This is a genomic window from Streptomyces sp. NBC_01549 (assembly GCF_026339955.1).
Taxonomy (GTDB): domain Bacteria; phylum Actinomycetota; class Actinomycetes; order Streptomycetales; family Streptomycetaceae; genus Streptomyces.
In genome coordinates, this window is sequence record NZ_JAPEPW010000001.1 from 1972016 (window position 1) to 1995677 (window position 23662).

General features: G+C 71.8%; 18 protein-coding genes. 8 read left to right on the forward strand and 10 right to left on the reverse strand.

Annotated features, from left to right (window positions below):
• Nucleotides 1-101 precede the first annotated feature (101 nt).
• Nucleotides 102-710: a proline-rich domain-containing protein gene (locus OG819_RS08510; protein ID WP_266648765.1), complete on the forward strand. Its 609-nt coding sequence runs from the start codon at nt 102-104 to the stop codon at nt 708-710.
• 243 nt (nt 711-953) lie between these two features.
• Here OG819_RS08510 and OG819_RS08515 read toward each other — a convergent pair whose 3' ends face one another.
• Nucleotides 954-1382, reverse strand: coding sequence for a peptidase inhibitor family I36 protein (locus OG819_RS08515; protein ID WP_266627761.1), 429 nt, complete (start codon nt 1380-1382; stop codon nt 954-956).
• A 224-nt stretch (nt 1383-1606) separates the two neighbouring features.
• On the opposite strand from OG819_RS08515, the gene OG819_RS08520 reads away from it, so the two are divergent.
• The gene (locus OG819_RS08520; protein WP_266648767.1) at nt 1607-2752 is read left to right on the forward strand and encodes a helix-turn-helix domain-containing protein; all 1146 of its coding nucleotides are present in this window, start codon (nt 1607-1609) and stop codon (nt 2750-2752) included.
• A gap of 55 nt (nt 2753-2807) precedes the next feature.
• Here the strand turns inward: OG819_RS08520 and purH are convergent, their stop codons facing one another.
• Both purH and purN read right to left on the reverse strand, forming a co-directional pair.
• On the reverse strand, nt 2808-4397 hold the full coding sequence (purH, locus tag OG819_RS08525; protein ID WP_266627757.1) for a bifunctional phosphoribosylaminoimidazolecarboxamide formyltransferase/IMP cyclohydrolase: 1590 nt from the start codon (nt 4395-4397) through the stop codon (nt 2808-2810).
• Complete coding sequence (gene purN / locus OG819_RS08530; protein ID WP_266584986.1) at nt 4394-5014, reverse strand: phosphoribosylglycinamide formyltransferase; 621 nt, start codon at nt 5012-5014, stop codon at nt 4394-4396. Before purN ends, purH begins: the two co-directional genes overlap by 4 nt.
• 465 nt (nt 5015-5479) lie before the next feature.
• Between purN and OG819_RS08535 the strand changes: the two genes are divergently transcribed.
• On the forward strand, nt 5480-6301 hold the full coding sequence (locus OG819_RS08535) for a hypothetical protein (protein ID WP_266648768.1): 822 nt from the start codon (nt 5480-5482) through the stop codon (nt 6299-6301).
• A 39-nt stretch (nt 6302-6340) separates the two neighbouring features.
• Here the strand turns inward: OG819_RS08535 and OG819_RS08540 are convergent, their stop codons facing one another.
• Entirely contained in the window at nt 6341-7909 is a 1569-nt protein-coding gene (locus OG819_RS08540; RefSeq protein WP_266648769.1) for a DUF6350 family protein, read from the reverse strand.
• A gap of 108 nt (nt 7910-8017) precedes the next feature.
• Between OG819_RS08540 and OG819_RS08545 the strand changes: the two genes are divergently transcribed.
• The gene (locus OG819_RS08545; RefSeq protein ID WP_266648770.1) at nt 8018-9223 is read left to right on the forward strand and encodes a helix-turn-helix domain-containing protein; all 1206 of its coding nucleotides are present in this window, start codon (nt 8018-8020) and stop codon (nt 9221-9223) included.
• A 64-nt stretch (nt 9224-9287) separates the two neighbouring features.
• Here OG819_RS08545 and sucD read toward each other — a convergent pair whose 3' ends face one another.
• The 5 genes from sucD to OG819_RS08570 all read right to left on the reverse strand — a co-directional run bounded on the left by sucD (nt 9288) and on the right by OG819_RS08570 (nt 16823).
• On the reverse strand, nt 9288-10172 hold the full coding sequence (gene sucD, locus OG819_RS08550; RefSeq protein ID WP_060901445.1) for a succinate--CoA ligase subunit alpha: 885 nt from the start codon (nt 10170-10172) through the stop codon (nt 9288-9290).
• A gap of 21 nt (nt 10173-10193) precedes the next feature.
• Nucleotides 10194-11372, reverse strand: coding sequence for an ADP-forming succinate--CoA ligase subunit beta (gene sucC, locus OG819_RS08555; RefSeq protein ID WP_266627748.1), 1179 nt, complete (start codon nt 11370-11372; stop codon nt 10194-10196).
• Nucleotides 11373-12085: 713 nt separating this feature from the next.
• Entirely contained in the window at nt 12086-13321 is a 1236-nt protein-coding gene (locus tag OG819_RS08560) for a VWA domain-containing protein (RefSeq protein ID WP_266648771.1), read from the reverse strand.
• Nucleotides 13318-15660, reverse strand: coding sequence for a DUF5682 family protein (locus OG819_RS08565; protein ID WP_266648773.1), 2343 nt, complete (start codon nt 15658-15660; stop codon nt 13318-13320). The genes OG819_RS08560 and OG819_RS08565 overlap by 4 nt, the downstream gene beginning before the upstream one ends.
• Nucleotides 15657-16823 carry an AAA family ATPase gene (locus OG819_RS08570; RefSeq protein ID WP_266648775.1) on the reverse strand — a complete coding sequence of 389 codons (1167 nt, stop codon included), beginning with the start codon at nt 16821-16823 and terminating at the stop codon, nt 15657-15659. The genes OG819_RS08565 and OG819_RS08570 overlap by 4 nt, the downstream gene beginning before the upstream one ends.
• A gap of 133 nt (nt 16824-16956) precedes the next feature.
• On the opposite strand from OG819_RS08570, the gene OG819_RS08575 reads away from it, so the two are divergent.
• Both OG819_RS08575 and OG819_RS08580 read left to right on the forward strand, forming a co-directional pair.
• The gene (locus OG819_RS08575; protein ID WP_266627741.1) at nt 16957-18312 is read left to right on the forward strand and encodes an SWIM zinc finger family protein; all 1356 of its coding nucleotides are present in this window, start codon (nt 16957-16959) and stop codon (nt 18310-18312) included.
• Nucleotides 18313-18439: 127 nt separating this feature from the next.
• Nucleotides 18440-20071, forward strand: a complete 1632-nt coding sequence (locus OG819_RS08580) for a DUF5691 domain-containing protein (RefSeq protein WP_266648777.1) — start codon at nt 18440-18442, stop codon at nt 20069-20071.
• Between the two features lie 101 nt (nt 20072-20172).
• On the opposite strand, the gene OG819_RS08585 is transcribed toward OG819_RS08580, so the two are convergent.
• Nucleotides 20173-20589, reverse strand: a complete 417-nt coding sequence (locus OG819_RS08585) for a cobalamin B12-binding domain-containing protein (protein ID WP_266436968.1) — start codon at nt 20587-20589, stop codon at nt 20173-20175.
• A gap of 455 nt (nt 20590-21044) precedes the next feature.
• Between OG819_RS08585 and OG819_RS08590 the strand changes: the two genes are divergently transcribed.
• Both OG819_RS08590 and OG819_RS08595 read left to right on the forward strand, forming a co-directional pair.
• The gene (locus OG819_RS08590) at nt 21045-21917 is read left to right on the forward strand and encodes an alpha/beta fold hydrolase (RefSeq protein ID WP_266648779.1); all 873 of its coding nucleotides are present in this window, start codon (nt 21045-21047) and stop codon (nt 21915-21917) included.
• A gap of 198 nt (nt 21918-22115) precedes the next feature.
• On the forward strand, nt 22116-23657 hold the full coding sequence (locus OG819_RS08595) for a M23 family metallopeptidase (RefSeq protein WP_266627735.1): 1542 nt from the start codon (nt 22116-22118) through the stop codon (nt 23655-23657).
• Nucleotides 23658-23662 lie beyond the last annotated feature (5 nt).

A 23662-nucleotide genomic window follows, 5' to 3' on the forward strand; every position in this document is an offset into this window, starting at 1 on the left:
CACAGTGCCGCGGACAGTACCGGGGGGACGGACCGCTCTGTAGAACTCTCCTCCGCACCTTGCCGCGCGTCCCCGCACCAGGCAACGGAGGAACACCCGCCATGAGTTTCGGCGACCCGAACAACCCCTACGGTCCCCCGCAGGGCCAGCCGGCCGGCTACCCGTCCCAGGGCCAGCCCGGCTACGGCTACCCCCAGGGCGCCCCTCAGCAGCCCGGTTACGGCTACCCGCAGGCCCCGCCGCTCGGCCAGCAGGCGTACGGCGGCTACCCCGGTGGCCCGATGGAGATGCCCGGCACGGTCAAGGCCGCGCGCGTGATGCTGTTCGTCATCGCCGGTTTCCAGGTGATCGGCGCCGTCCTGATCGCGATCTCGGCGCTCGCCGTCTCCGCCGCGAAGAACAACGCGGACCTCAAGGACAACGTCCAGTTCCAGCAGCTCGCGGACTACTCGGCCGGCGCCCTGTGGGGCGTCGCGATCGCGGTCCTGGCCTGGGGTGTCTTCGCGATCTGGCTCGGCGTCAAGTGCGCGAACGGCGGCAGCGGCGTCCGCGTCGCCGCGCTCGTGTTCGGCATCCTCACCGCGGTCCTCGGTATCTACCCGTTCATCGTCGTCGGCCTGGTGCACACCGTGCTCGCCATCCTCATCGCGGTGTTCGTCGGCAAGGCGGACGGCGCCGCCTGGTTCAACCGCCCGAAGTACGCGGCCTGAGGCCACCAGCGGCACAGCCGTCGCGAGGCCCGGTTCGAGGCCGACCGCCATGCCGGCTGCGAGGCCGACGTCCCAGCGACGACGGCGACTTTCCGCCATTCACTCCGAGGGCCGTGTCACACCCCGCGCAAGGGGGGGACACGGCCCCGGTGCGTCTGTCTACCGTCGACCAAGGGATACGGCGGTGGCTTCCGGCCTTCCCCCGAGGAGCCGGAAGCCACCGCCGCGCACGTGCACCAGGACTCAGCCGCAGTTACCGGTGATCCACTGGTGCGACCGCACCTTGTACGTACCGGCGAGGTTGCCGCCCTGCTGCTGCCGGGTGCAGCCGATCCGGTCGTTGTAGTTGGTGCTCGCGTAGAAAGCCACGCCGCTGTACGACCCGGTGCCGGCGTTCCACACCGACTTCACGTTCGTCGTGGCGGCCCAGGAACACTTGATGGCGCCGCTCTGCCAGTCGGGGTCGGCGACGCTCCACGAGCACTTGCTGCCGGTGAAGTTGAAACCGGTCCAGAAGCAGACGTCGCCCGACGCGCAGTCCACGGCGGCGGCCGAGGCGGGTGCCGCCGACGCGGAGGCGGGCAGGGCCAGCGTGGTGGCGGCCGCCGCGCCGACGGCGAGGGTCGCGAGCAGCGGGGAGAGGCGGCGCGGACGACGTACGGAAAGGTTCATGGGTCTGTTTCTCCTTGCGATGCGGCTGCTGGTGGTCGGACAGCCAGAAGGTGGCAACGCGGGTCCCGGCCGGGCAAGGAGACCCGACGGGATGGGACGCCGGGACGGCCGGACGCCCGCTACTTGGCGTGTTCTCTAACCCCTGGGACGGCCGTGGGACGGCTACTCTGGCCAGCCATTGGAACGTCTGACCAACGTGCCGTATGTGCCAGGGGGGAACAGCGATGCCCGCGTGCCCGGAAACCGAACGGTTCGCCGCATTGTTGCGTTCGCTGAAGAACCGGTCCGGTCTGAGTTACGAGGCCCTCGCCAAGAAGACCGGCACGGCCGGATCCACCCTGCACCGCTACTGCCGCGGCACTTCGGTGCCCCAGGACTACGGAAGCGTGCACCGGTTCGCCACCGCCTGCGGCGCGACCCCGGACGAGCTACGGACGCTGCACCGGCAGTGGGCCCTGGCCGACGCCGCCCGGACGGAGGCGGGGACGGAGGCCGACGCGGGCCTTGTCGAGGTCGTCGATCCCGTGGCCGACGACGACGGCAACGGTGCCGAGGAGCCAAGGGGCGAGGAATCAGCGGTCGGGGAATCAGCGGTCGGGGAATCGGGGGCCGAGGAATCGGAGACCGTGGAGGTCGGGCCCGTTCAGCAGGTCCGTCAGGGTCGGTTCCGTCTTGACCAGTTCCGTCGGGGCCGGTCCCGTGTCGTCGTGATCGGCGCCGTGGCCCTGACACTCGGTGTCTCCGCCTGGGCCCTGACGACCGATCACCCGTCGTCCGGCAGCGGCAGCGGATCCGTGGCGGACGGCCGTCTGCTCTTCTCGGCCGCCTGTCAGCCCGTGGTGGCCATGGGCCAGCACGACGCGTGCGTGGGGGAGGTACAACGGCTGCTGCACGCCAAGGGCGCGGACATCGACGTCGACTCGGACTTCGGACCGCAGACGCTGCGCCGGGTCACCGCCTTCCAGGTGTTCACCGGCCTCCAGCCCAACGGAGTCGTCGGGGACGCCACCAAGAAGGCGCTCTACACCTCGAACGTACGCATGAACGTCTGGTCGCCGGCGAAGGTGCGGCAGCACATCCGCGCGGTCTTCACCGAGGCACCCGACGCCGCGGTCGCCATCGCGGACTGTCAGTCGTTCCTCGACCCGCTGCACATCCTGCCCAACACCAACGGCACCCGTAACTGGGGTCTGTTCCAGATCTCCGACCTGCGGCTGCGTGAACTGGGCGGTACCCCGCGTCAGGCGCTGGACCCGGAGTGGAACATCAGGGCGGCCGAGCGCCTCTGGAGCAAGAAGCGCGACTTCCACGACTGGCCGAACTGCGCACGCGCGGTCAAGGGCGCGACCACCACCGCACCCACACGCTAGCGGCGGTCCACCGGAGCCCCGGTGGACCGCCGCCCACGCATCGACTTGCCGCGGATCAGTGGAAGAAGTGCCGCGTCCCCGTGAAGTACATGGTGACGCCCGCCTTCTTCGCGGCCTCGACCACCAGTTCGTCACGGACCGAACCGCCGGGCTGGACCACGGCCCTGACGCCCGCCTCGGCGAGGATCTCCAGACCGTCGGGGAACGGGAAGAACGCGTCCGAGGCGGCGTACGACCCGCGGGCCCGCTCGGCGCCCGCACGCTCGACCGCGAGCTTCGCGGAGTCGACGCGGTTGACCTGGCCCATGCCGACGCCGACCGAGGCACCGTCCTTGGCGAGCAGGATCGCGTTGGACTTCACCGCGCGGCAGGCCCGCCAGGCGAAGGCCAGCTCGTCGAGCTCGCCCTCGTTCAGGGCGTCACCGGTCGCCAGGGTCCAACTCGCCGGGTTGTCGCCGTCGGCCTGGAGGCGGTCGGTGACCTGGAGCAGCGCGCCGCCGTCGATCGGCTTGAGCTCGGCCGGGTTCGCGGGCGCCCGGTGGGCGCGCAGCACCCGGATGTTCTTCTTCTTGGTGAGGGCTTCGAGGGCGCCGTCCTCGTACTCGGGCGCCACGATGACCTCGGTGAAGATCTCGGCGACCTGCTCCGCCATCTCCTTCGTCACCGGCCGGTTGACCGCGATCACACCGCCGAACGCGGACAGCGGGTCACAGGCGTGCGCCTTGCGGTGCGCCTCGGCGACGTTCGAGGCGATCGCGATGCCGCACGGGTTGGCGTGCTTGATGATCGCGACGCAGGGGTCCTCGTGGTCGTACGCGGCACGGCGCGCGGCGTCCGTGTCCGTGTAGTTGTTGTACGACATCTCCTTGCCGTGCAGCTGCTCGGCCTCGGCGAGACCGCCGGCGCCCGAGGTGTAGAGGGCGGCGGGCTGGTGCGGGTTCTCGCCGTAGCGCAGGGTGTGCGCGCGCTCCCAGGTGGCGCCCAGGAAGTCGGGGAACCCGGAGGCGTCGACGGGGGCGTACTCGGAGGCGAACCAGGAGGCGACGGCGACGTCGTACGCGGCCGTGTGCTGGAAGGCCTCGGCCGCGAGCCGCTTGCGGGTGGTGAGGTCGAAGCCACCCCTCTTGACGGCGGCGAGGACGTCGCCGTAACGGACGGGGCTGGTCACGACGGCCACGGACGGGTGGTTCTTCGCGGCGGCACGGACCATCGAAGGCCCGCCGATGTCGATCTGCTCGACGCACTCGTCGGGCGTCGCGCCCGAGGCGACGGTCTCACGGAAGGGGTACAGGTTGACGACGACGAGGTCGAACGGCTTGACGCCCAGCTCTTCCAGCTGCCGCTGGTGGTCGGGCAGACGCAGGTCGGCGAGGATGCCGGCGTGGACCTTGGGGTGCAGGGTCTTGACGCGGCCGTCGAGGCATTCCGGGAAGCCGGTCAGGTCCTCGACCTTGACGACGGGGACCCCGGCCGCGGCGATCTTGGCGGCGGTGGAGCCGGTGGAGACGAGCTCGACACCGGCCTCGTGGAGCCCGCGGGCAAGCTCTTCGAGCCCGGTCTTGTCGTAGACGCTGACGAGCGCGCGCCGGATGACCCGCTTGGTGCCCTCGGTGCTCTCGGCCGTGACTGTGCTGTCGGCGGTCACTGGATAACTACCTTTCGTCCCTCAATGCGATAGCCGTTGCGGGCGAGCCGCCCCACGACATCGACGAGCAGCCTTCGCTCGACTTCCTTGATGCGCTCGTGCAGAGCGCTCTCGTCGTCCTCGTCCCGGACCTCGACCACGCCCTGAGCGATGATCGGTCCGGTGTCGACGCCGTCGTCGACGAAGTGGACGGTGCAGCCGGTGACCCTCGCGCCGTACGCGAGCGCGTCGCGTACGCCGTGGGCCCCCGGGAAACTGGGCAACAGGGCGGGATGCGTGTTGACGAACCGTCCGCCGAACCGGGCGAGGAATTCCTTCCCCACGATCTTCATGAACCCCGCGGAGACGACGAGGTCGGGTTCGTGGGCGAAGACGGCCTCGGCGAGAGCGCGGTCCCACTCGTCCCGGGTGTCGTAGTCCTTGACGCGGCGGACGAAGGTCGGGATCCCGGCCCGCTCGGCCCGGGCCAGCCCTTCGATGCCGTCGCGGTCGGCGCCCACGGCCACGATCTCGGCCCCGTAGGCCTCCGGCCCGCCCGCGGCGATGCCGTCGAGCAGTGCCTGCAGATTCGTGCCTGATCCGGAGACCAGCACGACGAGGCGCTTGGTCTTGGCCACGACGGGGCCCTTTCTCGGGGGAGCGTTTGTACGGTCGTACGAATGCTTCGCGCCCCTGGATACAGGGAAGTCTACAAACCGGCCGACCGTCAGCAACGATACCGGCACACCGGGCGGCCCCCACGGGACGGGGGCGTGGCCGGAAGGTAGCGTCTGCGGTGGATCCGCCCGGGAACACCGTTCAGCACGGGGAACGCCCCGTGCGCGTGGGACGTTGACCTGGGGCGGGTAGAACGTTCGGGGTACGAGCCCTGGGGGCGAACGTCCGGGGCGCTGACCTCGGGCGGAAGACCCGGAGCACGGACTCCGCGGAGCGGTGCCCGGGGTGCGAACCCCGGGTCCTGATCCTGAAAACGAACGCCTGGGGCGCGAGCCCCGGGCAGGACGCTCGGGGCGCGCGTCGCGAGCACGACGCCGTGTGGACACGCCGCCCGCCAGAACCACCAAGGGGAAGACGCACACCTGATGCCGGACCGCAGTCTCCGACTCCCTCCGCTCCTGCTGCGCGAGCGGCGCCCTTCGCCTACCCCGCCGCGGGAGAGCGGGGACACGCCCGCGGGTGGGAACGGTTCCGCGGACGGACGCGGCCCTGACACAGAATCCGGCACGGGCACGGGCTCCGGCTCCGGCTCCGACGACAACCCGTTCGCTCCGCCGCCGGAGGGGACGCCGGACCGCCCCTGGCAACCTCGACGTCCCGCGTCCGGCCAGAACCCGAACGAGAAGGACGGTTCCGGATCCGACCCCGGACAGTCCCCCTGGGGCAGCCAGTGGAGCGACCGGCAGCCGGGGCGTTCGTCCGGCGGCGGTTTCGGCGACCGCCCCGGGACTCCGCGGGGTCAGGGCGGCCCGGAAGGTCCCGGCGGCGGTCCGGGCGCCGGAATGCGCTGGGACCCGACGGACCCGGCCCAGCGCCGCGCGCGCTTCGCGCTCCTCTCCGGAATGTGGGCGTTCTTCTTCGCCCTGTTCAGCTGGCCGTACGTAGCCCTGCTGCTCGGCGCGCTCGCCCTGTACTGGGGCGGCAGCGCCCTGCGCGCCAAGCCCCGCGCACAGGACCCGGACACCCCGGCTCCCGACCAGAACAACCGCCCCCAGACGACCGCCGCGGTGAGCGGCCTCGTCACCGCGTCCCTGGCCATCCTCATGGTCGCCGCGACCTTCACCGCGCAGCTCGTGTACAGCGACTACTACTCCTGTACGAACGACGCCCTCACCAACGCGGCCAAACAGTCCTGCAACGACCTCCTCCCGAAGGACCTGAGGGGCCTCCTGGGAACGCGCGGCTGACCAGTTGGGGGCGGCGGGGGCGAGGAACCCCGGGCCCCCTCACTCGCCCCGTTCAGGCAGCTCCGGCAGCTCCGGCAAGGACAACGCCTCCAGAGCCGCATCGGAGGGCAAGAGGTCGTACGGCTCCAGGCTCGGATCCGGATCGGGAGCCCGAGCCGGGCGCGGGGCCGGAGCCCCCACCACCGTCGGAGTCGGCTCCACCTGACCTCCGTCTCCACGCGACCGCCCCGCCGACCCCCACGAGAGCCACGACCGGCCCGCCCCCCACAACCCCCACGAGAACCACGACAACCACCCCGGCCACGAAACCCCACCTCGCCGCCAAAGCCTCCACTCCCGCAACCCCACCCCCACCGGAACCCCCACCCCCACCGTCCAACCAACCACCGCACCCCCCACCTGCCACCACACCGGCCCGAAGCGGGCCAACGCCGCCACCCCCAACGGCCCACCCGCCACCTCGGCGAGCACCGCCATCACCACCCCGCACAACACGGCCGCGAACCCGACCCCCACCACGACGCGCCCCCGCGACCAGACCTCACGCCCCTCCCCCGACTCCCCCGGCTCCCCCGCGGTCACCAGGAACCACGCCACCGTCACCCCCGCCGCCACCGGCAGGACCACCCCCGCCTCGCTCCACGCCGCCCCCGCCCCCGGCACCGGCACCGCCGCGAGCAGCGGAAACGCCGGAAGCAACGGCTCCGGCCCCGCCGCGGACAACGGCCCGGCGACATGCCCTGCCCCCAGGACGACCCCGGGCCCCAGCCCGTACGCGGCCCCCCACACCGCCGCGTTCGGCACGAGCGCCAGGCAGAGCAGCAGTACCGCGAACCGTCCCGACCAGACCTCGGTGAGCTGCGCGAACGAGTCCCGGGCGGCATCTCCGTGCCACACCAGCGACACCGCCACCAACAGCGACCCACCCCCGACGAGCACCGCGGCCCCGCCTCCCGCCGCCCGCGCCGAAGCCCCGAGGAGTTCGGGCGAGCAACGACGCACCCAGGCGGGCAGCCCGGCGAGCAACCGCCGGACCCTCGCGGGCGCGGGGAAACCGGCGCGGCCGTACGTCACCCACACCCCCACCCCCGCCGCACTCCCGGCGAGCAACGGCAGGCACCCGGCGGTCCACATCCACGAAGGCCGCAACTCCCCGCCCGAGCAGTACAGCGCGGCCGCCAGTCCGACCGTCAGATAGCCCGCCACGACCCCGGTCCACACCGTGCCCGGCTCCGCCTCGGCCTCGGCGTCCGCCACACCGCGCGCCGCCCGGTACAGCAGCCACACGGGCAGGACGACCAGCAGCAGTGGTGTCACGCCCACCGGCATGGGCAGGTCCGACAGGGTTTCGGTGCGGATCAGCTCCACACCGTGCGCGAGCAGCCACAACGCGGCGGCCACGTGCAGCGCTCCGCCCATTCCGCTGTCCGGATAGGGCGAGCTGATCCACAGCATCATGACGAGGACGGCGAACGAGCCGAGTCCGAGCCCCGCCGCGAGGGCGCCACCCAGGAGGCTGGCGCCCAGTCCGGGTGATCGGTGGCGCATCCGGGTGAGCAGGGGCGACAACGACAGCCTGCGGTCGGTCATTTGGGTCATATCCGCCATGCTCCCAACGACACGCGCTTTCTCGTCGTAACAGGCGAAGCTTGGATGTGTCGCTCAATATGCAGCTATGTACTTTTTCGTACTAAGGGGCACCCTGTGGGGTCCGACATGACACGCACCCCTGCGACCCCGCTGCCCTCACCCAAGGAGCGCCGCCGCCTGCGCGAGGCCAAGTCGCTGAGCCAGGACGACGTCGCGGCCGCGGTGGGCGTCACCCGTGCGACGGTGCGCTCGTGGGAGAACGGCCGTACGACGCCGCGCGGCCACAAACGGGAGGCGTACGTACGGCTGCTGACGGGCACTGAGATGACCGCCCATCAGGAGAACTCGGCTCCCGCTTTGGTCGGCGCCGCCACGGGCCCCGTACAGGCGTCTCCCGACCGCGCCGAACCCGCCCCTGAGCCGCCCCCCGAAACTCCGCCCACCTCCGAAATCGCCCCCGAACCCGAACGCGACCCCGAGCTCCGACCCGCACTCCGACCCGAGCTCCAACCCGCGCTCGAACCCCTTTCGGCCCCCCTGACACCCGATCAGGCCTTCGACGCCCTCTACGCGTTCTGCGCCCCCGCCCTCGCACGGCAGACCTATCTGCTCACCGGGCGGCGCGAGCTGGCGCGCGAGTCGGTGGAGCGGGCCTTCCAGCTGGCCTGGCACCGCTGGCCCGAGGTGGCCCTGGACCGGGATCCGGCGGGGTGGGTGCGGGCGACGGCGTACGAGTTCGCGCTCTCGCCCTGGCACCGGCTGCGCCCCCGGCACCGCAACCCGGAGCCGCCGCCCACCGCCCCCGCGGACCGCGCGCTGCTCGACGTACTCCTGACGCTGCCGCCCGTGTACCGGCGGACCCTGCTGCTCTACGACGGGGTCGGTCTCGATCTGCCGGAGACCGCGGCCGAGACGGAGGCGAGCACGCCCGCGGCGGCCAACCGGCTGCTGCGCGCGCGAGAGGCCGTGGCCGCGCGGCTGCCGGAACTGGCGGTACCGGAGGAGTTGCACCGGCGGCTCGCCCAGGTCGCCTCCACGCAGCGGCTGCGCCCCGCGAGACCCACCATGGTCCGCTGGGGCGGGGAGCAGCGGGCCCGGCACTGGACCCGCGCCGCCATCGCCTTCACGGTCGTCCTCATCGGCGTCACGACGCTGACGCTGCGCACGGCCCCGGACCACTACGAGCCGCCGCTGGCGCCCGGCGCCACGGTGCAAGGAGTACCACCCCGGGTCGCGCCAGGGCCGCTGTCCGCGGAGGAGCTGGCACTGCGCGCCAAGCTCAAGAGTGAGACGGTCAGCGGTCCGCAGCGGCTGGTTCCGGAGCCGGGCTGAGCCGGGTACGACGACGGGCTCGCACCCCCGTGGGGGGATGCGAGCCCGTTCGGCTTGGTGAAGGTCAGCCGGCGAGGATCTCGCGGGCCAGCTTCGCCGTCTCGGTCGGCGTCTTGCCGACCTTGACGCCGGCGGCCTCGAGGGCCTCCTTCTTCGCGGCGGCCGTGCCGGAGGAGCCGGAGACGATGGCGCCGGCGTGGCCCATGGTCTTGCCCTCGGGCGCGGTGAAGCCGGCGACGTAACCGACGACCGGCTTCGTCACGTTCTTCGCGATGAAGTCCGCCGCACGCTCCTCGGCGTCGCCACCGATCTCGCCGATCATCACGATCAGGTCGGTGTCGGGGTCGGCCTCGAACGCGGCGAGCGCGTCGATGTGCGTCGTGCCGATGACCGGGTCGCCACCGATGCCGACGGCGGACGAGAAGCCGATGTCACGGAGCTCGTACATCATCTGGTACGTCAGCGTGCCGGACTTGGAGACCAGGCCGATGCGGCCCGGCTTCGTGATGTCGCCCGGGATGATGCCGGCGTTCGACTGGCCCGGGGTGATGAGACCGGGGCAGTTCGGGCCGATGATGCGGGTCTTGTTGCCCTTCGACTTCGCGTACGCCCAGAAGGCGGCGGAGTCGTGGACGGCGATGCCCTCGGTGATGACGACCGCGAGGGGGATCTCCGCGTCGATCGCCTCGACGACGGCGGCCTTGGCGAACGCCGGCGGCACGAAGAGGACGGACACGTTGGCGCCCGTCTTCTCCATGGCCTCGGCGACCGTGCCGAAGACCGGGATCTCGGTGCCGTCGATGTCGACGGACGTGCCCGCCTTGCGCGGGTTCACGCCACCGACGATGTTCGTGCCGTCGGCCAGCATGAGCTTGGTGTGCTTCATGCCCGTGGCACCGGTCATGCCCTGGACGATGACCTTGCTGTCCTTGTTGAGGAAGATAGCCATGGCGGTTGTTTCCCTCGTCCCTTACTTCGCAGCCGCGAGCTCGGCGGCCTTGTCGGCCGCGCCGTCCATGGTGTCCACACGCTGGACCAGCGGGTGGTTGGCGTCCGACAGGATCTTGCGACCCAGCTCGGCGTTGTTGCCGTCCAGACGCACGACCAGCGGCTTGGTGACTTCCTCGCCCTTGTCCTTGAGCAGCTGGAGCGCCTGGACGATGCCGTTGGCGACCTCGTCACAGGCGGTGATGCCACCGAAGACATTGACGAAGACGGACTTGACGTCCGGGTCGCCGAGGATGATCTCCAGGCCGTTCGCCATCACCGCGGCGGAGGCGCCGCCACCGATGTCGAGGAAGTTGGCGGGCTTGACGCCACCGTGGTTCTCACCGGCGTACGCGACGACGTCCAGGGTGCTCATGACGAGACCCGCGCCGTTGCCGATGATGCCGACCTCGCCGTCGAGCTTGACGTAGTTGAGGTTCTTGGCCTTGGCGGCGGCCTCGAGCGGGTTGGCCGCCGCGTGGTCGACGAGCGCCTCGTGGTCCGGCTGACGGAACTCGGCGTTCTCGTCCAGCGACACCTTGCCGTCGAGCGCGATGACGCGGCCGTCGGCGACCTTGGCGAGCGGGTTCACCTCGACAAGGAGGGCGTCCTCCTTGATGAAGGTGTCCCACAGCGTCACCAGGATCTCGGCGACCTGCTCCGCGACCTCGGCCGGGAACTTCGCCTGGGCGACGATCTCGCGGGCCTTCTCGATCGAGACGCCCTCGTTGGCGTCGACCGGGACCTTCGCGAGGGCCTCGGGGTTCTCCTCCGCGACGACCTCGATCTCCACGCCGCCCTGGACGGACGCCATGGCGAGGAAGGTGCGGTTGGTGCGGTCGAGGAGGTACGAGACGTAGTACTCCTCGGCGATCTCGGGCGCGGTCTCGGCGATCATCGCCTTGTGGACCGTGTGGCCCTTGATGTCCATGCCGAGGATGTCCGTCGCGCGGGCGACGGCCTCGTCCGGGGTGGCGGCGAGCTTGACGCCGCCGGCTTTCCCGCGGCCACCGACCTTCACCTGAGCCTTGACGACGGACTTGCCGCCAAGACGCTCGGTCGCCTCGCGGGCTGCCTCAGGCGTGTCAATGACTTCACCGGCCAGCACCGGTACACCGTGCTTGGCGAAGAGGTCCCTCGCCTGGTACTCGAACAGGTCCACGCGCGTCCGTCCCTATCAGTGATCTCGCGGTTCGTTGGATGCGTGGGCGTGCCGCGAAGGGCAACGTGACGTCCGCTGTCACAAGGGTGGCGCACACGGTGTCCGAGCGCGCGGCATGTCCGTCTCGCAGGTTATCGCCGCAGGACGTGGGTCCCTAAATCGCAGGTCACACCTGAGCGGTGATACCTGTCACAGATTTGGCCTTCACAGGGCCTCACCAGGCTGGGGTTTGCCTGGTGAGGCCCCTCGAACAGCCCCCAAGGGGCCCAGGGAGGGCGGTCCCCACCCCCATGGGGACCACCCTCCCCATCCGCGGGTTTCGGTCGGACACGGCCGATGGATTTCGGCCGTCCGGGGCCGTGGCCCCGCGGAGTCGGTCGGTCGGCAGCGGACTCGGCCACGCCATAGGCCAAACAGGTGGCACTGCCTCCGGCACCCGCCACGACCGACCGGAGCAGGTCCGAACGGCGGAGCAGAGCCGTTCCGCGTCTAAACGTCAGTTCGATATCGGGGGGTCCCTGCGCCACGTCCCGGTGCTCGCCGCGCACGGCGACACCGTCGACGTCCGCACCGACGCGGGCGGGCCCGTAGTACGCGGGAACGACGGGCCCAGCGTCCCCACGCCGCACGGCCGGGTGCGACGAGGGCATGACACTCCCGTCCGCCGCCTGCGCCCGCTCCCCGCACCTCTCCTCACGTCTCCTCGCATCTCCTCACGCGGTGTCCGGTATCGGGAGCGGGCGCTTCTCGATCGCCGCCGCCATCACCTCGGGAAACAGGTCGGGCGTACAGGCGAACGCCGGTGCGTCCAGCGCCGCGAGCGCCGCCGCATGCTCGCGGTCGTACGCGGGCGCCCCTTCGTCGGACAGCGCCAGCAGCGTCACGAACTGCACCCCCGACGCCTTCATCGCCGCGACCCGCTTGAGCATCTCGTCGCGTATGCCCCCTTCGTAGAGGTCACTGATGAGCACGACCACCGTGTCGGCGGGCCGGGTGATCTGCGACTGGCAGTACGCGAGTGCCCTGTTGATGTCCGTACCGCCGCCCAACTGGGTGCCGAAGAGGACGTCGACCGGGTCATCGAGCTGGTCGGTCAGGTCGACGACGGCCGTGTCGAAGACGACGAGCCGGGTGGCGATGGACCGCATCGACGCGAGGACGGCACCGAACACGGACGCGTAGACGACGGACGCCGCCATCGATCCCGACTGGTCGATACAGAGGATGACCTCCTTCTTCACGGACTGCGCAGCACGCCCGTAGCCGATCAGCCGCTCGGGCACGATCGTGCGGTACTCGGGCAGGTAGTGCTTCAGGTTCGCCGCGATCGTGCGGTTCCAGTCGATGTCCTGGTGACGGGGTCTGCTGACGCGCGTACTGCGGTCGAGGGCGCCGGTGAGGGTGGCCCGGGTACGGCTGGCGAGCCGCTTCTCCAGATCCTCGACCACCTTGCGCACGACGGCCCGTGCCGTTTCCTTCGTCGTCTCCGGCATGACCTTGTTGAGGGAGAGCAGCGTGCCGACCAGGTGCACATCGGCCTCTACCGCCTCCAGCATCTCGGGCTCAAGGAGCAGGGTGGACAGCCCGAGCCGGTCGATGGCGTCCCGCTGCATCACCTGCACGACGGACGAGGGGAAGTACGTCCGGATGTCACCGAGCCAGCGCGCGACGGACGGCGCCGACGCCCCGAGCCCCGCCGAACGGTCCCGCCCCGACCGCCCCTGGCCGTCCTTCCCGTACAACGCGGTGAGCGCCCCGTCCATCGCCGCGTCCTGCCCCGCGAGCACGCATCCGGTGCCGTCCGCCTCCTCGCCCCCGAGCACGAGCCGCCACCGCCGCAACCGCTCGTCGGTGATCTCAGTGGCGTTGGTGGTGTCGGTGGCGTTGGTGGTGTCCTTGGTTCCGGTCGATCCGGTCGATCCGGTCGCTTCCCCAGGTGTCGCTGTCATCGGGCCACCCCCGCAAAGTCGTCGTCGTAGGACTCGTCCAGCCCCAGCAGCAGGCTCAGCACCGGCAGGACCGCGTCGGCGCGCTCGGGGTCGAGGTCGGGAGCGAACCCGGGTATGCCGGAGGCGGCGACCTCGGCGCTCCCCCGCGCCCCCGGGCCGCGCCGGACCAGCTCGCCCAGCGTTCTGCGCACCCCGGCCTCGTACGCCGAGAACGTGCGCCGCAGCAGCGGCAGCACATCGGTGAACGCCTCCGCCGGCACCCCGGTCAGCCACGCGTCCACCAGAGCGAGCAGCCGCTCGTCGTGCACGAGCAGCATCCCGCCCCCGGAGCCACCGCCGACGAACCCCTCGACCCACGCGGCCGCGTCCCCCGGCTCCGTACCCGGCGACAGCACGAGCCCCATGAGCCGCGCGGCCTCGTCCTGCTCCAACTCCCCGTCGTCCAGTAGCAGTCGTACCGCCCGCCCACGGATCACCCCCGGCACGGTGTCCCGTCCGCTCAGCACCCGGAGTACGGAGTGCCAGCGCTCGCGTATCCCTCCGGAGGACACCGCGCCCGGTTCCCCCAACAAGCCCACCGCGCCGTGCACCGCGTCCACATGGCGTCGCATGTGCTCGGCGGCCTCGGCGTCCAGGGCCGCGCAGGCCGGTGGCAGCCCGACGAAGATCCGCTCGGCGAGGCCCACGGCGACGTCCGTGAGGGCGTGTGTGTCCGTGCCGCGCACATCGCCGTACCGCAGGGAGCGGACGAGCGCGGGCAGGGCCTGGGCGAGGTGGCCGACATCCGCGTCCAGCGCCGCCCGGTCGGCGAGGACCCGCATCACCACGGGCAGCGCGTCAGGGAGTTCGGCGAGCAGACAGCGCTCGGCCAGCGCCGTGACGTCGGCCAGGGCGTGCGCGGCGACGGCGTCGGCCTCGGCCTTGCCGGTCGCCGCCGACAGCACCGTCGTACCCCAGACCCCGGCCTCGGCGACCCGCACATACAGCTCCGGCTCCCAGCGCAGCCGCCAGGTCTCCCGGAAGGTGCCGGTGCTGCCGCGCGAGGCGGTGGGTTCGCCCCAGGCGATGCCGAGCAGCCGCAGCCGGTGCAGGAGTCTGCTCCGCCCGGCGTCGGTCTCGCCCCGCAGATCCAGCTCCAACTCCCGCTCCAGCGGCTCTGGTTTGAGCCGCAGCCGCTTCTGCACACGCGCGAGGTCGCGCTGCAACGGCACCGCGGGGGCGGCCTGAGGCACCTCGCCCAGCACAGCGCCGACCACGAGCCGGTCGTGCACGAGCCCCAGCGGCACGTCCGAGCCCTCGCACATCACGGCCCGTACGGCATCGGTGGTCTCGGTCAGCCCGGGCAGCGGGCGACCTCGCATCGCGGCGAGGGTGTCGGCCAGTCGTACCGCCTCGATGACGTGCGCGGACGACACCATGCGGTCATCGTCGCGCAGCAGCCGCGCCACCTTCGTCATCCAGCGCTCGACGGGACGGTCCGGGGCGGCGAACAGATGCCCGTACCAACCCGGCGAGTCGATGCCCGCGCCGTACCCACTGACCCGCGACAGCCGTCGGTGCGTCCACGGCACCCACGTCATGTCGACCTTGGCCTTGGGCAGCCCCTTGAGCAGCGCCCGATCGGCGGCCACCGTGGTCCTTCGCCGCAGCGCCGGCACGTGCCAGGCCCCGCACACCACGGCCGCCCCGTCCCCGAACTCCCGCTGCGCCGCCCGCACCTGGAGCCGCATGTACGCCTCGCGCACCAGGTCCCGGTCGTGTCCCCCGACCCCGTAGACCTCCCGCAACGCCCCCATCGCCTCCTCGAGCGCGGTGAACGGCGCGAACGGGTCGGCCTCGGTCCCGGTCCCGCTCCCGGCCCCGCCCCGGTGCTCGACCACGTCCTCCCACCAGCGCTCGGGATCGTCGTAACCCGCCGTCTCCGCGAGTACGGCCACGGGGTCGATCCGCGCATCCGCGCCGACGGGACGGTCGGATGCACCTGCCTCCTTGTCCTCTTCCTTCCCCCACGCCAGCGTGTGGGTCGCCGGGAGGTCGATGAAGCGGGCCGGGACTCCGTGCTCCAGGGCCCACCGGATCGCCACCCACTCGGGGGAGAACTCGGCCAGCGGCCAGAAGGCGGAGCGGCCGGGCTCGTCCACGACATGGGCGAGGAGCGCGACGGGAGGACGCATGTCCTTCTCGGCGGCGAGCGGGATGAGCGCGTCCGCCTCCGGGGGTCCCTCGATCAGTACGACCTCGGGCGTCGCCGCCTCCAGTGCGGCCCGCACGGCGCGGGCCGACCCCGGGCCGTGATGCCGCACCCCCAGCAGCAACGGCCCCGCCGTGGAGGTCGTCATGCGCTCACCTCCCGGCAGGCCCGGTAGAAGTCCTTCCAGCCGTCCCGCTCGCGGACGACCGCCTCCAGGTACTCCTGCCAGATGACTCGGTCGGCGGCCGGATCGCGGACGACGGCGCCGAGGATGCCGGCCGCCACGTCGGACGCGCGCAGGACACCGTCGCCGAAGTGGGCCGCCAGAGCGAGGCCGCCCGTGACGACGGAGATCGCCTCGGCGGTGGACAGTGTGCCGCTGGGCGACTTCAGCTTCGTCCGCCCGTCGGCCGTGACCCCGTCGCGCAGCTCGCGGAAGACGGTGACGACACGGCGGATCTCGTCGATGCCCTCGGGTACGGCGGGCAGGTCGAGCGAGCGGCCGATCTGGTCGACACGCCGCGAGACGATGTCGACCTCGGCGTCCGCGCTCTCCGGCAGGGGCAGCACCACCGTGTTGAAGCGGCGGCGCAGGGCGCTGGACAGCTCGTTCACCCCGCGGTCGCGGTCGTTGGCGGTGGCGATCACGTTGAAGCCGCGGACGGCCTGCACCTCCTGGCCCAACTCCGGCATCGGCAGGACCTTTTCCGACAAGATCGTAATCAACGTGTCCTGCACGTCCGCCGGGATGCGGGTCAACTCCTCGACGCGGGCCGTCATGCCCTCGGCCATGGCCCGCATGACCGGGCTCGGCACGAGCGCGTCCCGGCTGGGGCCGTGCGCGAGCAGCTGCGCGTAGTTCCAGCCGTAGCGGATCGCCTCCTCCGGTGTGCCGGCCGTGCCCTGCACCAGCAAGGTCGAGTCGCCGCTGACCGCCGCGGCCAGGTGCTCGGACACCCAGGTCTTGGCCGTACCGGGCACGCCGAGCAGGAGCAGCGCGCGGTCGGTGGCGAGCGTGGTGACGGCGACCTCGACGATGCGCCGCGGTCCCACGTACTTCGGTGTGATCACCGTGCCGTCCGGCAGCGTGCCGCCCAGCAGATAGGTCGCCACCGCCCATGGCGACAGCCGCCAGCGGGCGGGGCGCGGCCGGTCGTCCTGCGCGGCCAGCGCGGTGAGTTCGGCCGCGAAGGCGTGCTCGGCATGTGGCCGCAGTGCCTCGCCCGCACTCTCGCTCACGCCCTCGCCCATGCCCTCGCTCACGGGCGGACGGACGGTCGTCGGTTCAGCGGACTCAACGGGCACGGACATGGCTCGCTCCCCCTCCAGCTCGGCCGGTTCGGATCTGGTTCCACCGTGCACCACGCCACTGACAATGCGCTCTGACCTGCGCAAATACGCTCGCGAAGGCCGATTGTCAGTGGCGGGACCTACCTTCGATGACATGACTCAGCAGGGGGTGCGCTGGACGGCGGATCAGGTGCTGGCACTGGCGCCTGATGTCGCGTCACGTACGGCGGGCAGCAAGCTCGGCGCGGCCGGGCCGTGGTCGGAGGCAGGCAGTTCTGACGAGGGGACGGTATGGGGACTGTGCAGGGGAAGTGGCAGCAGGCCTTATCAGACGGTCATCGACATCGCGGACTCCACCGGGCCCGCGTACACGTGCAGTTGTCCGAGTCGGAAGTTCCCGTGCAAGCACGCGTTGGGACTGCTGCTGCTCTGGGCGGGCGAGGACGGTTCGGTGTCGCGGGGGCGGGCGCCGGACTGGGCGGAGCGGTGGATAGAGGGGAGACGCGAGCGAGCGGCGGAGAAGGGGACGACGGGCGGGGCATCTGGGACGGCGTCACCGGGCGATCCCGAGGCGGCGCGGCGCAGGGCGGAGCGGCGGGCCGAGCGGATCACCGCGGGGGCGGCGGAGCTGGAGCAGCGGTTGGCGGATCTGCTGCGGGGCGGCCTCGCGTCGGCCGAGCGGGCGGGCTACGGGATGTGGGAGGAGACGGCGGCTCGCATGGTCGACGCGCAGGCGCCCGGACTGGCCGCGCGGGTCAGGGAATTGGGGGCGATTCCCTCCTCCGGACCCGGCTGGCCGGTGCGGCTGCTGGAGGAGTGCGCGCTGCTCCACCTCCTCGACCAGGGCTGGCTGCGCCGTGAGCGGCTTCCGGACGACCTGGCGGCGACGGTTCGCTCGCGGGTGGGGCTGCCCGGTTCGGCGGACGGGCCGCCGGTGCGTGACCGCTGGCTGGTGCTCGCCCAGTACGACACGGCGGACACCCGGCTCACGACCCGCAGGATCTGGCTGTACGGCGCGCAGACCGACCGCACCGCGCTGCTCCTCTCCTATGGGGCCGCCGGCCGTGCGCCGGAGCTGACGCTGCCGGTGGGACTGGCCTTCGAGGCGGAGGTGACCGCCTACCCGGGCGCCGGACAGCTCCGGGTGGCTCTGGGCGAGCGGTTCACGCCACCCGCCCCCACGCGCATCCGTCCACCGGGGCTGACCACTCCCGAGGCCGCGGCCCGCTTCGGCGAAGCCCTGCGGGCCGACCCCTGGCTCGACTTCCACCCGGTCACGCTGGCCCGGGTGATACCCACCCCCGACGGTGACACCTGGCAACTCGCGGACGCCGACGGCGACTTCGGACTCCCGATCGCCCCTTCCCCTCTCTCCCGTCCCGGCCTGTGGCGCCTCGCCGCCCTCTCCGGCGGCGCGCCCGTCACGGTCTTCGGAGAGTGCGGCCACCGCGGCTTCACTCCCCTGACGGCCTGGCCGGAGGGCGACGGAGAGCCGGTGTCGCTGTGCTGACCACCGGCACCACTCGCACCATTCGCACCATTCACACCGCTGGAACCACCGCCACCACCCGCACCACTGAAACCACCCGCACCTCCGGCACGGCCTCCGGCTCCACCTCTCCTCGGAAAGGACGCTCATGAACACGACCTCCGCTGCCGCGGGCGCGCCCGTCGGGGGTTCCTGGGAGGAGCTCGTCACGACGGCCCTGCTCGGGACCGAGCGGCGCCCCCCTCCGGCCTGGGTCGCCGGGCGTGCGGCACCGGTGGCCCTGCTGGACGCGGCAGCCGTGGAGACCCTGCGGCGGCGGGCCGGGGTGCGGGCCGCTCGGGCGGCCGCCCGGCCCGAGCCCGCCGCACCCGACCCACGCCCCGCCCTCCCGCCCGCCGCGGCGCGCCGACTCGTGACGCTGCTGGCGGACCGGCCCGGCGCGGGAGGCGGCGGCCGCAGAGGCACGGCACCCGACCTCATGGAGCTGCTGCCGCAGTGGCTCGCGCTGGCGAACGCGCGGGGTTTCGCACCGCCCCCGGAAGCACTGCCCGCGCTCCTCGACGCGGCCCGGGGCCGTACGGACCTGCGGCCTGCGGCCCTGGCCTTCGCCGGGCCGCGTGCCCTGTGGCTCGCCCGGCTGAATCCGGACTGGCGCTTCGCACTGCGTTCGCTGCCCGGCGGCGGCACCGCGCTGCCCGGCCCCGAGGACCCCGGTCGCGCGCAACAGCTCTGGCAGGAGGGCCTCTTCGCCGAGCGCGTCGCGCTGCTCACGTCGATACGGGCCCAGGACCCCACGGCCGCGCGCGAGCTGCTCGCCACCACCTGGGCGACCGAGCGGGCCGAGGACCGGTTGATGTTCCTCGACTCCCTGCGCTCCGGGCTGTGCGCGGCGGACGAACCGTTCCTGGAGCGGGCGCTCGCCGACCGGAGCCGCAACGTCCGGGCCACCGCGGCGGAGCTGCTGTCCGCGCTGCCCGGTTCGGCGCTCGCCGCGCGGATGGCGGCGCGGGCCGGTTCGTGCGTGGCCGTCGACCGTACGCGGGGCGCGCCCTCGATCGTCGTCGAGGCGCCGCACGAGTGCGACGCGAGCATGGAGCGCGACGGTGTTGTACCGAAGGCTCCGGCGGGACGAGGGGAACGGTCATGGTGGCTTGGACAGTTGGTCGAATCAGCGTCGCTCGGGACCTGGTCGCGGCGGCTCGGCGGACGTACGCCGGAGGAGATCGTGGCGCTTCCGGTGGCGGACGACTGGCAGGGCGAGCTGCATGCCGCGTGGTGCCGGGCAGCGGTACGGCAGCGGGCCCCGGGGTGGTCCCGGGCGCTCCTCGGCGCGCCGTCGGCTCCGGAGGCCGGCGGGCCGGGGGCGGTGTCGCTGGCGGAGCGGTCGAAGCTGCTCGCCACGTTGGGCGCCGCCGAGCGGGCCGAGTGGGTGGCGGGGTTCATCGCCACGCACGGGTTGTCCGAGGCGTTCCAGCTGCTCGGGGTCTGTGCGGTGCCGTGGGCGGGGCCCCTGGGACGGGCGGTGGTCGACGCGCTCAATATCGCGCGGGACGCGGGGAGTTATCCGTGGAGTTTCAGTGGCGTGATGGGGCTGGCCGAGCGGTGTCTGGATCCTGCGGAGGCGGGTCGGCTGGAGGGACTCACGGCGGTGGCCGACGAGCCGGAGAACGCGGCGCCCGGCGCGGGTGGCTACTGGGCGGAGGCTTTCCAGCGCCTCGTCACCACACTGCGTCTGCGCGCGGTGATGTCCTCGGAGCTGGATGGTGCGGGCCCGCGCTGACAGGAGCGCCCCTTGAGGGGCGCGGGGAACCGCGCGACCAGGCCCCACCCACCCGCAGCCGCCCCACGGGCCTTGGGGACCGCTCCCCCGTCGGAGAGGCGCTACGCGCCCGTCGGCTGGCGCACGTTCGCCCGTACCCACTCCACGATCGACGCGGTCGTCGCGCCCGGCGTGAAGATCTCGGCGACGCCTTTCTCCTTGAGCGGCGCGATGTCCGCCTCGGGGATGATCCCGCCGCCGAAGACCTTGATGTCCTCCGCGTCGCGCTCCTTGAGGAGATCGATGACGGCGGCGAACAGCGTGTTGTGGGCGCCGGAGAGGATCGACAGGCCGATCGCGTCGGCGTCCTCCTGGATCGCGGTGTCGACGATCTGCTCCGGGGTCTGGTGAAGCCCGGTGTAGATGACCTCCATACCGGCGTCGCGCAGCGCCCGCGCGATCACCTTTGCCCCGCGATCGTGGCCGTCGAGCCCCGGCTTGGCCACCACCACGCGGATCGGACCGGCTGCCACACCCATCACTGCCTCCATGAACGGACTACATCGACCGCCCCGCGCCGCACCGGCCGGGGAAGTGAACGAACGTTATCGTCAGATCCGTGCAAACCGCAGTTTCCCGCTGAAGAGCGAGGGGGAAATCACACGGTGGGACACATTCGCCGCGCACCGCTCCGCGACTCTGCGGCACACGCGCCGCAGGGATCTGCGACGCGCGGACCGCGACTGGAGCCTGCGCAAGGAAAGCCGCCAGCAGGTGGCGGTACCACCGTCGCGCCAGGGACGCGCGGCGGCGGTGCGGCGCACCGGCGGGAGCACGACGGCAGGGAATCCCGTCGCGTCACCGGCGCACCACGCGCCACGGACGCACCGTCGGCCACCGCCCACGCCATCGCCACCGGCACCACCACCGCGGCTTTCCACGAGGGCACACGGGGGACAGAGCGGTCCCGCCGCGTGCCGACTGGAGGTCGGCCATGAAGGTCACCGGGGCCCAGTTGCCCTTTCTCCCGCTGCGTCAGCGTCTGCTGCCCAGCAGACTGACCGGACTCTCGGTGGCCCTGTTGAAGGCGACGGCCCTGGAGATCGCCATCCTCGCCGGGCACCTCCTCCTCTATCCGTCCGGCATCACCCAGGAGCGCCGCGGCGCCCCCGCGCTCCCACCGCCCGACGCGCCCCGGCTGCCCACCGGGACCAAGCCGCCGGTCGTGCTGCTGCACGGCTTCATCGACAACCGTTCGGTCTTCGTGCTGCTGCGCCGCAACCTCACCCAGCACGGCAGGCAGCACATCGAGTCGCTCAACTACTCGCCGCTGACGAACGACATCCGCACCGCCGCGGAGCTGCTCGGGCGGCACATAGAGGACATCTGCGAGCGCACCGGGCATGATCAGGTGGACATAGTGGGCCACAGCCTCGGCGGACTGATAGCCCGCTACTACGTCCAGCGCCTCGGCGGGGACCTGCGCGTCCGCACCCTTGTCACGCTCGGCACTCCGCACGCGGGCACGAAGGTCGTTCCGCTGATGAACGCGCACCCGATCGTCCGTCAGATGCGACCGGGCTCCAAGGTGATCGAGGAGCTGCGCAAGCCGGCGCCGGACTGCCGTACGCAGTTCGTGAGCTTCTGGAGCGACCTCGACCATCTGATGGACCCGCTGGAGACCGCCTCCATCGATCACCCGGACCTGCTCGCACAGAGCGTCCAAGTGAGCGGTATCGGACATCTCGCCCTGCCGGTCCATCCCGCGGTCGCCGCCGGAATACGGCAGGCACTCGACTTCGAGGAGACGCGGGCCCGTCCCACCGCCGCGCCCGCCGCCGAAACCGGGGGTCTGACAGTGGCGTAATGCCTCCACGGAGCGCCCCCGACATCGAACGACAATCGAACGCCAGGCCAAAGCCGTGCCCGCCCTCCCCCGAAACACGGCCGAATGCCCGTTTCCCGAGTGGAGGAAACCTGCCGAAGATTGTCGCGCCCGCGTACCGCCGGGTACAGTCGCCGCACTGCTCTGCCAGCCCCTGTTGTCGAGGCGAAAGAGAAGTTGGTGAACGACCGTCACCCGTCGGGGACCGTAACGCCCCCGGCTCCGGCCTCCGATGCCGCCGAGGCGCCCTATGGGTCGTACGGTGGCCAGGAAACCCAGTACGGCGACCTCACCACGTACGACGGCTACACCTCCACCGGTACATATGCGACCGGAAGCTTCGAGACCACTGGTTTCCAGACGTCGACCTTCGCGGCCGACCCCCTCTTCGGCGACATGTCGGGCGGCGACGGCACGGGTTCGTACGACGCCACGCAGTGGAACACCGGCAGCCATCAGACGCCGCACTACGACCCGTACGCCGCACAGCACCAGGCCGCGTACGACACCGGCGCCTACGACACGGCCGCCTGGGCGAGCGGTTACCAGCAGCTCGCCGACATCCCCGCGCAGCACCCGGGCCCCGAAGCCACCGGCCAATGGGACGCGGCCGCCTGGCTCCAGGCCGAACAGACCGGCCAGACCCAGCAGTGGACCGCGCACACCCAGGAGACGGGCTCGTACGACGCCACGCAGTGGAACACCGCGGGCGAACACGATGCGTACGACGGGTACGAGCAGCACCAGCAGGCCGAGTCGTACGAGCAGCAGATCGCCGCCGAGGCCTACGAGCATCAGCAGGCGCCCGAGTCCGACGTCGACGACCAGCAGGCGACCTCGGCCTTCGAGCAGGTGTCGTACGAGGAAGTCGGCGCTGCGGAGGGCGAGTTCGAGGACGCCGGTGACGCGCAGGACGCGCCGCTGCTCGAGGACATGGAAGAGGTCATTCCGGCCCCCCGTGCCGCGAACCGGTCCGCGTCGCGTTCCCGGCGGCGCACCCCGGCGAAGCGTTCCGCCTTGCTGACCGTCGCCGTGCCCTCGGCCTGTGTGATGGGCGTCGCGGGGATCGCCGCCGCCTCCGTGGGCACCATCGGCGGGAGCGACAGCAAGGACAACACGACCCTCAGCGCGTCCGACGGGACCGCGGTGAAGCCGTCGGCCGCCAACAACAAACTGGACACCCAGCTCCAGAGCCTCTCGGCGGGCGCGGACGACTTCGCCGACCGGGCCAGCCGGACGCAGGAACGTATCGACCTCAAAGCTCAGCAGGCCGCCGAGAAGCAGAAGGCGGCGGCGGAGGCGGCCCGCAAGGAGCGGCTACGGCCAAAATTCGTGCTTCCGGTCACGCAGAAGGGCCTCAGCGCCTACTTCGGCCAGGCCGGCATCAACTGGATGTCCGTGCACACGGGCATCGACTTCCCGGTGTCGTACGGCACGCCGGTGATGGCCGCGACGGACGGCACCGTACGGACGCAGTGGAACAGCGCGTACGGGAACATGGCGATCGTCACCGCGATGGACGGCACGGAGACCTGGTACTGCCACCTCTCCAGCTACAAGGTGCCGTCGGGGACGGTCGTGAAGGCCGGTGAGCAGATCGCGTTCTCCGGGAACTCCGGCAACTCGACCGGTCCGCACCTGCACTTCGAGGTCCGCCCCGCGGGCGGTTCGGCGATCGACCCGCTGCCGTGGCTGCGCAGCCACGGCCTGGACCCGACGTAACCCAC